Source organism: Elstera sp. (assembly GCF_044372965.1).
Classification (GTDB): domain Bacteria; phylum Pseudomonadota; class Alphaproteobacteria; order Elsterales; family Elsteraceae; genus Elstera.
Map to the genome: position 1 here is coordinate 1 of NZ_JBILQX010000134.1, position 9,826 is coordinate 9,826.

The following is a 9,826-nucleotide window of genomic DNA, read 5'->3' on the forward strand; positions in this document are numbered from 1 at the left end:
AAGGAGGTGAGCCGATAGCTCGGCCAGCGCGCAACGCCGACATCATCGAACCCGACGACCGAAAGATCGGAGGGGACGGAGAGACCGAATTCAGTGCGAGCAGTTTCCAAGCAGGCAATCGCCATTAAATCGCTGGCGGCAAAAATCGCATCGCGCCGGGTCGGTCGCCCCAACAGCAGCCGGGTTGCCACCTGGGCTCCTTGCCAATCATACTGCCCCGGAACGCGCATCGGTTGCGGCATTCCTAAAGCGGCAAGACCGGCGCAAAACCCCGCCTCCCGGTCGCGGTTGGTGGAGCTTTCGGCGGCGCCTGCGATATAGGCAAAACGCTGGTGCCCGCCCGCGACCAAAAATTCCGCAATTTGCCGCCCGCCCGCAAAATTATCCCCCGTTACGCTGGCAGCGCCCGGAGTAGAACTGGTGCGATTGAACAGAATGACCGGAATCCCCGCCAACTCGCATTCCTCGGCAATATGGGAGGAGAGCGAGACGGAGGCGAGCAACAGCGCATCGACCTGATAGGACAGCACTTGCTCTAACATCGGATCGGCCGCGCCGGTTTCATCCGCCGTGAACAGCAGAATTTGATAGCCATGGGCTTGCAGCGCGCGCGACAGGCTTTGCAGCACTTCCGGGTAGAATTGGTTATCGAGATAGGCCATCGCCACGCCGATAATGCGCGAGCGCTGCGTGATGAGGGAGCGGGCGATAGCGTTCGGGCGATACCCCAGCGTGCGCGCGGCGTCCAGCACCGCCCGGCGCATCTTGTCGGACACGCTGGGGTGATGGGCGAACACGCGCGACACTGCCGATTGCGAGACGTTGGCAAGCTCGGCCACATCGGTGGAGGTTACGCGCCGCTTTGGGCTATCGGGCCGTTTTGCGGTCATTCCGCCGTCCACCCGCCATCGACCAGAAGCGAGGTGCCGGTGATCATCGCCGCCGCGTCCGACGCCAAAAACACGACCGCCCCCATAATATCTTCCGGCTGGCCGACGCGCCCCAGTTTGATCTTGCTCAACACCGAGGCTTTGAAGACCGGATCATCGAAATAAGGCCGGGTTAGCGGGGTTTCAAAGAAGGTGGGGGCGATGCTGTTTACCCGAATGCCGTGCGGGCCGAGTTCCACAGCAAGCGCCTTGGTCATCCCCTCAATTGCGTGCTTTGAGGCGCAATAAAGCGCGCGATTGGCCGCCCCCACATGGCCCATTTGCGAAGAAATGCTGATCACCGTGCCCCGCTTGCCCTCCGCCAGCATCCGGGTGGTCACGATTTGCGTGAGGCGGAAGACGGCATCGACGTTAAGGTCCATCACGGCGCGGTAATCGTCCGCCGTAACCTCCGCCATCGGTTTCGGGCGGTTGGTCCCTGCGTTGTTGATCAGAATATCGTATGCCGGGCGGGCGGCGAGGGCGGTTGCCACGGCCGCACTATCGCTCACGTCCAGCGCCAAACTTTCAGCCTGATCACCGCGCGCGGTGAGGGCGGACGCGGCTTCGGCAATTTCCGTTTCATTCCGCGCGACAAGGGTCACGAACGCCCCGGCTTCGGCCAAAGCCGCCGCAATCGCGAGCCCAAGCCCCCGCCCTGCGCCGGTCACGAGCGCGCGGCGGCCATTAAGGCGGAAAGAGGGTGTTTGGGGCAACGCGATCATGGGAAAATCTCCTTATTCAGCCGCCGTGGCATAGGGAATGTTGCGGCCACCATAGCGGCGCACGCGCACATTCGCTTGCTCGGCATGACCGGCAAAGCCCTCCAACATGCACAAACGCGAGCAATATTCGCCGATCAGCGCGCTGGCGCTATCGGTGAGCACGCGCTGATAAGTGCAGGTTTTCAGGAATTTCCCGACCCACAGACCGCCCGTGTAGCGCGCCGCCCCGCGCGTTGGTAGCGTGTGATTGGTGCCGATCACCTTATCGCCATAGGCCACATTGGTGCGCGGCCCTAAGAACAGCGCGCCGTAGTTGGTCATATGGGTCAAGAAATACTCCGGGTCTGCCGTCATCACCTGCACATGTTCGGAAGCGATCCGGTCGGCTTCGCGCACCATTTCGTCCACCGAATCGCACAGGATCACCTCGCCATAATCGCGCCAGGCCAGCGTGGCGATATCGGCGGTGGGCAGAATGGTCAGCAGCCGTTCAACCTCCGCCATTGTTGCCCGCGCCAGTTTTTCCGAATTAGTGATGAGGATGGCGGGGGAGTTTGGCCCATGTTCGGCTTGGCCCAACAGGTCGGTCGCGCAGAGTTCCGCATCGCAGGTATCGTCGGCGATGATCATGGTTTCGGTGGGACCGGCGAACAGATCAATCCCAACGCGCCCGAACAACTGCCGTTTCGCTTCGGCAACGAACGCATTGCCGGGGCCGACGAGCATATCGACCGGGGCGATGCTCTCGGTGCCAATCGCCATGGCCGCGACCGCCTGCACACCGCCGAGCACCAGAATTTCGTCGGCCCCGCCCATGTGCATCGCCGCCACAATCGCGGGGTGCGGGCCACCTTTGAAGGGTGGGGCTGCCGCCACAACCCGCTTCACCCCGGCAACCTTGGCGGTGACGACGCTCATGTGCGCGCTCGCCACCAGCGGATATTTTCCGCCCGGCACATAGCAGCCGACAGCATTCATCGGGATATTCTTATGACCCAGCACGACGCCGGGGAGGGTTTCCACCTCCACATCCTGAATGGCCGCGCGCTGGGCCTTGGCGAAATTCCGCACTTGCTCTTGCGCGAAAGCGATATCGCTCAAATCGCGCTTGCTGACTTTGGAGAGGGACGCTTCGATCTCCTGCTCGCTAAGGCGGAACTGCGTGGGGGCCCAATCGTCGAATTTCGCCGAAAGGTCGCGCGCGGCGGCATCACCGCGCGCTTGAATATCGGCAATAATTGCTTCCACCGTCGCCCGAACCTTGGCGTCCGAGTCGGCGCGCTGCTGGGCCGAGGCTTCCGCCCCTGTTTTAAGCCACCGTGCCATTCTTAGATTCCCCCATTGTGTGCGCGGTTGCGGCTGCCGTGGAGCAGCACGTTCATCCGGGCCATTACGTCCACGCCCATTTGCCGCGCGAGATCGATCATGTCGATAAACACCCAGTTTTCGGCGAGCAGCACGCCGTCGCGCCGCCAGAAATCCATCACCCGCATCGAAATCGGTTTGCCGGTGGGCGACAACCCCAGCACGCCGCTGCCGGTGTGGGTGGCGCGCACGCTCGGCCAGCCGGTGGAGCAAACATACTGCCGCTCGCCGAACCGGGCCTTATGGTTGCCGCCCTTGCGGTCGGGGAACGAGTCAAGAAACGGCCCCTGATGGAAGCTCTGAAACCCGCTGATGCCGCGCGCGGTGCCGATGCCCGCCGGGCCGTACCACATCATATCCGTGTGCCAATAGCGCTCCATCCCCATCGAGGCGAGGGACTTGCCGTCGTAACTGCGAAGGCCCGCGAACATGGTTTCGGTGAAGCGCAGGCTTTCCGCCCCTTCCGCCGGATCGACCGGGGCCAGCACCACCCCGTCGCGGCTGGCGGGGCCGGGGGTGGGGCCGACAATGCCGAACTGTGGGGCCAGCGGATAGCAGCCCGCTTGGCGCATCACCTCCAACAGATCCCAAAGAATATAGGCTTCCACCACGCGCCCGCCCTCGAAGCGATAGAACTCGCCAAAGCGGATATAAACGGGCGATCCCGTCGCCGGAATTCCCAGCCAATCGGCGGTGAAGGTGCCGAGATAATGGCCGCTGGCTGACACGAAATCATGGCCCTGATAGCTGCCCGCCAGCACTAAATCGTCCCGCCGCTCCAAATCGGGCACCGCCGTTAGCAGCGGTTGCCAAACGTCGCGGTGCAGGGCTGAAAGCCCCTGGACGTCATCGGTTGGGGCCTGGGCGTGCCAGAGAATATCGGTATCGAACAGCGGCGCTAGGGCGGTAGGATCAATGGCGGCGCGCTTGCGGTTGTCGCGCGCCAGAAGCTGGGCATAGCCGTGAACGATGGTGCGTTTGGCCGCGACGGGATCGAAGCTGGTCATGAATTTTTCCTTCTACGCGGGCAGGGCGATGCGGTCGCCGCTCACCCGGTCGAACAAATAATAAGCGCCGGGCATGGCCTCGAACGCGGAGGTCGCCCCCATCTCGATACGAAAGCCTTTGTCAGCCCGCGCGGTCACGAGGCGGGAGCCGAAGCGCTGGCTGACCAAGGTGGCATCGCCGAGCAGTTCCACTGAATAGACTTCCTGACGGAAATGGCCGTGCATCGGATCGACGAGGCGCAAATCTTCGGCACGAATACCCAGGACGACATCTTGGCGCGAGCCTTGGAAGGGCAGGGGAACGCTCACCCCGTCCGCGCGGAACTGGCCTTCGACAATATCGCCGTCGATCAAATTCATCGGCGGCGAGCCGATGAACCCGGCAACGAACAGATTGGCGGGATTATTGTAAATGTCCGTGGGCGTGCCGAGTTGGCGAATGCGGCCTTTTTCCATCACGGCCACTCTGTCGGCCAAGGTCATCGCCTCCACCTGATCGTGGGTGACGTAGATGGTGGTCACGTTCAGCCGGTGATGCAGGTGTTTGATTTCGGCGCGCATGGTAATGCGGAGCTTGGCGTCGAGGTTCGACAGCGGCTCGTCCATTAAAAAGCAGTTAGGCTGGCGCACGATGGCGCGCGCTAAGGCCACGCGCTGCCGCTGCCCGCCGGAAAGCGCTTTCGGTTTGCGCTCCAAAAACTCGGTGAGTTCCACCATGGCGGCGGCGGCGCGCACTTTGGCGTCATGCTCGGCGCTGGGAATGCCGCGCACTTTGAGCGGAAAGCGGATGTTTTCATAGACCGACAGATGCGCGTAAAGCCCGTAGGATTGAAAGACCATGGCAATGTCGCGGTCTTTCGGCTCCAGATCATTCACGCGTCGGTCGCCAATGAACACATCGCCGGAGGTTGGATCGTCCAGCCCTGCAACCATTCGCATACTGGTGGTCTTGCCGCAGCCAGACGGGCCGAGCAGTACGATGAACTCGCGGTCGGCAATATCGAGCGAGAGGCTGTCCACCCCCACGAACGAACCCCAGCGCTTGGTTATATTGGAAAAACGGATCGATGCCATCGCGGCGCTCCTTAACCCTTGACCGCGCCCTGCACCAACCCGGATACGAGCTGGCGCTGGAAGAACAGCACAAGGAAAATCAGCGGAATAGTGACCGAAACCGCGCCCGCGATGCCCTGCATCAGCTTATAGGCGTCGTCATCGGCATTGATGTAGGCGGAGAGGGCAGCGGTCATCGTCTGCTTATCGGCATTCATCAACTGCGAAGAGATAAGGAAATCATTGTAGGCGAGCAGGAAGGAGAACAGCCCCGTCGTGATAATCCCTGGCCACATCACCGGCACGATGACGCGGAAAAAGGCGCCCGCCCGCGTGCAGCCATCCACCAGCGCCGCCTCGTCCAAATCCTTCGGGATATTGGCGAAGAAGCTCCTCAGCATCCAAATCGTGAAGGGCTGGTTGATGGCGACCAGAACGATGATCAGTGTCTCGTAGCGGTTCCAAATGCCAAGCTCGGCAAAAGCCAGCTGATAGCCGGGCAGCAGCGTGGAATGGGGCAGGGCGCGGAACACCAAGGCCACCATCAGCAGCCAGAAGCCTAAGTTACCCTCGTAACGCGACAGCGCATAGCCCGCAAGACAGCCGATGCTGAGCGACACGCAGAGCACGCCCAGGGTAACAATCGCGGAGTTGAAGAACTTCACGTAAAACTGATCGACCACCCAAAGCTCGTGATAATTCTCCAGCGTGAACGGCGCAAACAGTTGCGGCGGCACCGAGAAGGCATCGACCGGCACCCGCACCGAAATAAGCGCCATCCACAGGAAGGGAAACGCCGCGAGGATCACCCACAGCCCGAGCCCAACGGCGAGCAACCCCGCAAGCGAGCGGCTGGATTTGCGTGCCATGATCAGGCTCCTTCCCGGTGTTGCCGCCACGTGCGGAGAATGAGGGGGATCAACAGCAGCAGAATACCCACCACCGTCAGCAGGGCGGCGGCGCTCGCCTTATGGAAATTCTGCTCGCCGTTCAGCAGGTAGTAGGTGAGATACTGCAAGGAACTCGCGCCTTGTCCGGCGGAGAACACCAAGATCGGCTCGAACACCCGGTAGGCATCCATGATGTGAATGAGGGTGATGAAGCTGAACAGCGGCGCTAAGTGCGGCATGATCACGTAACGCACGCTCTGCCAGCGCGACGCGCCATCGACCACCGCCGCCTCTACGGCATCTTGCGGCACGGTCTGCAAGCCCGCGTACAGCACGATGAAAGCGAAGGGCACCACGTGCCACAGCCCATAGAGAATCACCAAAAATCCGGTCGTAAAGGCATTTTGCAGGAAGTAGATTTTCCCAAAGCCCAAGGATTGCAGCATCACGGTAATCACGGCGTTATCGAGAAACAGCCATTTGATCGACAGCGCCCCCACCACCGGCGTAATCACGAAGGGCAGTAGGGAGGCGAAAATCAGCGGGCCTTTCAGCGGCCTCACCACCGCATGGACCCCGAGCGCGATGAGAAAGCCGAAGATCAGCACCAGCGGCGTGGTGATCGCCGTGTAGATCAGCGTGAAGCTGAGCGCGCCCCAGAACGGCAAGTTGGCAATATCGCCCCACACGCCGCCCGCGCGCTCGGCCCAGGATTGCGGTGCGCCAGTCACGGGGTTGAGGCGACGGTCTGCCGTAAACGCCCGCTCCATCCCGTCCACATCCAAGACCGAGAGGAAGTTTTTAAGGCCGTAGAATTCCCATACTTTCACTGGCTTGCCGGTTTCGTCCATCACCGGGCGCGGCTGCGTGCGGATGATGGTGCCGGTCGGCGTGCTTTGCTCGACACGCACCATTTCGGTCTTGGTGTAGGAGTTCCACAGGCTAAGGCCGATAACGCCGACCAAGGGCAGCGCAATGAGCAAGATCATCGCCACTACCGAAGGCAGCACGAAGCCGATGAGGGTTTTCAGGCGCATGATCGTGCATCCCATCCTTCTCGAAGCGCGGAGCGGCGTCGAGCGTAAGGGAAAACAGGGAGGCGGCGGGGGAAAACCGCCTCCCCCAAAGGGCGACGGTAGGGAGGGTTAACCCACGCCTATTTCAGATAGCCCTTTTCTTTGGCCGATTGCGTATAGGCACGGGTGGCTTCGGACAGGGCCTGTTCCGCCGTTTTGCGGCCCGCGAGATAATCGCCCACCTGTTGCCCAAGGGCGGCCAGCGCGAGGGAGAAATAGGGTTCGGTCGGAAAACCAGGGGCTTGCGCCGCTACCGACTCTTGCACGCCCTTAGAATATTCGCTGGTCGAAATGCCGGGGCGCAGCCAGTTGGCAAGGTCTGGCGCGGCTTTCATCGTATCGAGCTTGGTTGCTTCCATCAGCAGCAGAAACGCGGTTTCCCGGTCGCCCTTCATGCTGCGCGGCATCACGAACGCGTCCCAGAACTGCGTGGTCGCAGAAGGCGCTCCGGCACTAGCTCCCGGGGCGGCAGCAAACCCGACTTTGCCGACGACCTTGGAGACTTTGGCATCGTCCATCGCCGCCGCGCGGGTGGCCCAGAGAATGCCTAAGGCGGTGGTTCCCTGCTGGAAGGCGGTGGTCACGTCCCCCGTGGCAAGGCCGAGGGCGTTTGGCGACATGTAACCCACGAGATCTTTCATCGTGGCTAAGGTTTTGAGCGCTTCCGGGCTTTGAAATTTCGGTTCAGCCGAGCCATCGGCGAAGAATTTACCGCCTTCGGAGAGGTAGATATTGGTGAACTCATTGGCCAAATCCCAGCCGGGCTTATAGGCGGCGGAGAAGGGGTTTTCGACCGCACCAACCTCTTTCAGCTTTTTGGCCGCCGCCAAAACCTCGGCATAGGTTTTCGGCACGGGGATCTTATGCTGCTCCAGCAGATCTTTCCGGTAAAACAGATGCTGAAGGTTGGTTTGGAAGGCGATGCCATACACATCTTTGCCGATAGTGATCAGCATCGACGGTTGAAGATCGTATTTGGCTTTATATTTGCCGACCAGATCGGTCATCGGCTGCAAACTGCCATTGGCGGCGAGCGTGGTGAAAGAGCCGGTGCCGACCTGCGCCAGATCGAAGGGCGACGCCCCAGAGCCGAACGCCTGTTCCACCTCTTCCTTCAGTTGCGAGGTGAGCTTAACGTTCACCGTCAGCCCATCTTTGCCGCACGCCTTCATCGCCGTCGCCATATGGTCCAGCACGGGGAAGGAGTTGGCGAGCACGTTCACGGTGCCAGTGCGCCCCGTAAAGCCGCAGTCCGCCAGCACGGGGCCTGCCGCAAGCAGGGTGAGCGCGGTAACGCTGACAAGGGCGGATATCGAAACTCTTTTCATGAAACTGTCTCCGGTTAGCCGCCCACGGGCGGATCAGACTGCGTCCCTGTTCGGTAAAATCGGCACCGTTTGCCGGCGCGCTTCTGTCTCAACACCGCTTGCCGGTGCTATCTTCTCTCGGCCCCGCTGGGCGCGAGATTTTTGGGCAGAAAACCAGGGCTGCCCCTTCCTAACTCCAAAACGCTACGGGATTTTGACTACGTATGCAAGGACGATTGCAGCCCCCTTGTCCGTCCTTTTAACGCCGTGCCCACGCTCCCACTGTTTCCGAAAATATAGGCTCAACAGGGGGCGATGCGACCAGCTTGGAAGCCTTACGCGGAGTTTAGCGGACAGGCGAAAAGCCGCGATCAACTCTCTTCTTCCGCTCATTGCGATGCTTCCGCCAAATTTGAATACGAATGCATTAAGCAGACCCCTTTTTCTGACCCGGATAGGGCCTTGTTTTCGTCTCAGGATTAACGGCTAGTTCAAAGAGCAAAACCGCAGAGTTAATAAGTGGGCTAGAATGACGGGTGCGATGAAAACGGCTGATTCGGAGTGGATGCGCGCGATCAACCGCTTCCATGTGCTGGATTGTTTGCGGCGGCACGAGCCGATTGCGCGGATTGAACTCGCCCAACGCACGCACCTATCGCCCGCCACGATTTCGGCGATTGTGCAGGATTTACAAACCGAGGGCCTTGTGACCCTGGCTCAAGAGCAAGAAGAGATTAGCGGTCGCGGGCGGCCTAGGGTGATGCTGCGCCTAAACGCCGATGCGGCGGCGGTGTTGGGGGTCAACATCTCCTCCGACCGGCTCACGTTCAGCGTCGCTAACTTGAAGGCGGAGGAAGAGTACGCACTCTCGATCCCAGCGCAGCCGAAGCGGGACGGGGTTGCCGCCACCTTGGCGGTCATCGAAGCGGGGCTTCGGCGGGTGAGTGAGGAGGCGTCACTGCCGCTCAGCCAAATCGCCGGGGTTGGCATCGCGCTGCCGGGGATGATCGATGCCGCAAGCGGCATTTGCCATTGGAGCCCGCTGTTTGGCAACGGGCCGTTGCGCTTGGCCGAAGCGCTCAGTGAGGCCCTTGGGCTACCGTGTGTGATGGACAATGAAGCGCGACTCGTGGCGCTCGCCGAAGTGTGGTTCGGTGCGCCCGATCAGAGTGACAATTTTTTGGTGGTAACGCTCGATCAGGGCCTCGGCATGGCGATTGTCACGGGCGGCGAGGTGTTGCGCGGCGGCTTCGGGCTCGGCACCGAGTTCGGCCACACCCGCCACCGGGCTGAGGGGCCGCAGTGCCAATGCGGCAAACTCGGGTGCCTTGAAGCCTATACCGCTGATTACGCCATTGCCCGCTTGGCCGCGCCGTTCTTGCCGGATCAGCCGGGGGCCTTACCGCGTGATGTGCTCCCCTTCTTGTTACCAGTCAGGCGTAGAGTCTCGTTTCGTTATGTGTGTGGGTTGAGG

Annotated in this window: 9 protein-coding genes; 1 reads left to right on the forward strand and 8 read right to left on the reverse strand. The window is 61.2% G+C overall.

The features are described 5' to 3' along the window. From ACIQ36_RS14780 to ACIQ36_RS14815, 8 genes are all read right to left on the reverse strand, one after another. Positions 1–890 (reverse strand): LacI family DNA-binding transcriptional regulator (locus tag ACIQ36_RS14780; protein ID WP_395830620.1); only part of this gene is annotated, 890 nt, incomplete at its 3' end. After that, positions 887–1,654 carry an SDR family NAD(P)-dependent oxidoreductase gene (locus tag ACIQ36_RS14785; protein ID WP_395830622.1) on the reverse strand — a complete coding sequence of 256 codons (768 nt, stop codon included), beginning with the start codon at positions 1,652–1,654 and terminating at the stop codon, positions 887–889. The genes ACIQ36_RS14780 and ACIQ36_RS14785, both read right to left, overlap by 4 nt. Before the next feature lie 12 nt (positions 1,655–1,666). Then, positions 1,667–2,980 carry a histidinol dehydrogenase gene (gene hisD / locus ACIQ36_RS14790; RefSeq protein ID WP_395830624.1) on the reverse strand — a complete coding sequence of 438 codons (1,314 nt, stop codon included), beginning with the start codon at positions 2,978–2,980 and terminating at the stop codon, positions 1,667–1,669. Between the two features lie 2 nt (positions 2,981–2,982). After that, positions 2,983–4,026, reverse strand: coding sequence for an ester cyclase (locus ACIQ36_RS14795; RefSeq protein ID WP_395830626.1), 1,044 nt, complete (start codon positions 4,024–4,026; stop codon positions 2,983–2,985). A 12-nt stretch (positions 4,027–4,038) separates the two neighbouring features. Further along, entirely contained in the window at positions 4,039–5,100 is a 1,062-nt protein-coding gene (locus ACIQ36_RS14800) for an ABC transporter ATP-binding protein (RefSeq protein WP_395830628.1), read from the reverse strand. Positions 5,101–5,111: 11 nt separating this feature from the next. Next, entirely contained in the window at positions 5,112–5,948 is an 837-nt protein-coding gene (locus ACIQ36_RS14805; RefSeq protein ID WP_395830631.1) for a carbohydrate ABC transporter permease, read from the reverse strand. Positions 5,949–5,950: 2 nt separating this feature from the next. Then, positions 5,951–7,006 (reverse strand): carbohydrate ABC transporter permease, encoded by a 1,056-nt coding sequence (locus ACIQ36_RS14810; RefSeq protein ID WP_395830633.1) that lies wholly within the window; start codon positions 7,004–7,006, stop codon positions 5,951–5,953. 119 nt (positions 7,007–7,125) lie between these two features. Next, positions 7,126–8,373: an ABC transporter substrate-binding protein gene (locus ACIQ36_RS14815; RefSeq protein WP_395830635.1), complete on the reverse strand. Its 1,248-nt coding sequence runs from the start codon at positions 8,371–8,373 to the stop codon at positions 7,126–7,128. A gap of 520 nt (positions 8,374–8,893) precedes the next feature. Between ACIQ36_RS14815 and ACIQ36_RS14820 the strand changes: the two genes are divergently transcribed. Next, positions 8,894–9,826: ROK family protein (locus tag ACIQ36_RS14820; protein ID WP_395830637.1), on the forward strand; the 933-nt coding region annotated here is incomplete at its 3' end.

What these genes read in the sequence shown, in the direction of transcription:
- ACIQ36_RS14810 (WP_395830633.1), bottom strand. Translation starts at nt 7,006, where the DNA reads ATGCGCCTGAAAACCCTCATCGGCTTCGTGCTGCCTTCGGTAGTGGCG.
- ACIQ36_RS14815 (WP_395830635.1), bottom strand. Translation starts at nt 8,373, where the DNA reads ATGAAAAGAGTTTCGATATCCGCCCTTGTCAGCGTTACCGCGCTCACC.
- hisD (WP_395830624.1), bottom strand. Translation starts at nt 2,980, where the DNA reads ATGGCACGGTGGCTTAAAACAGGGGCGGAAGCCTCGGCCCAGCAGCGC.
- ACIQ36_RS14800 (WP_395830628.1), bottom strand. Translation starts at nt 5,100, where the DNA reads ATGGCATCGATCCGTTTTTCCAATATAACCAAGCGCTGGGGTTCGTTC.
- ACIQ36_RS14785 (WP_395830622.1), bottom strand. Translation starts at nt 1,654, where the DNA reads ATGATCGCGTTGCCCCAAACACCCTCTTTCCGCCTTAATGGCCGCCGC.
- ACIQ36_RS14805 (WP_395830631.1), bottom strand. Translation starts at nt 5,948, where the DNA reads ATGGCACGCAAATCCAGCCGCTCGCTTGCGGGGTTGCTCGCCGTTGGG.
- ACIQ36_RS14795 (WP_395830626.1), bottom strand. Translation starts at nt 4,026, where the DNA reads ATGACCAGCTTCGATCCCGTCGCGGCCAAACGCACCATCGTTCACGGC.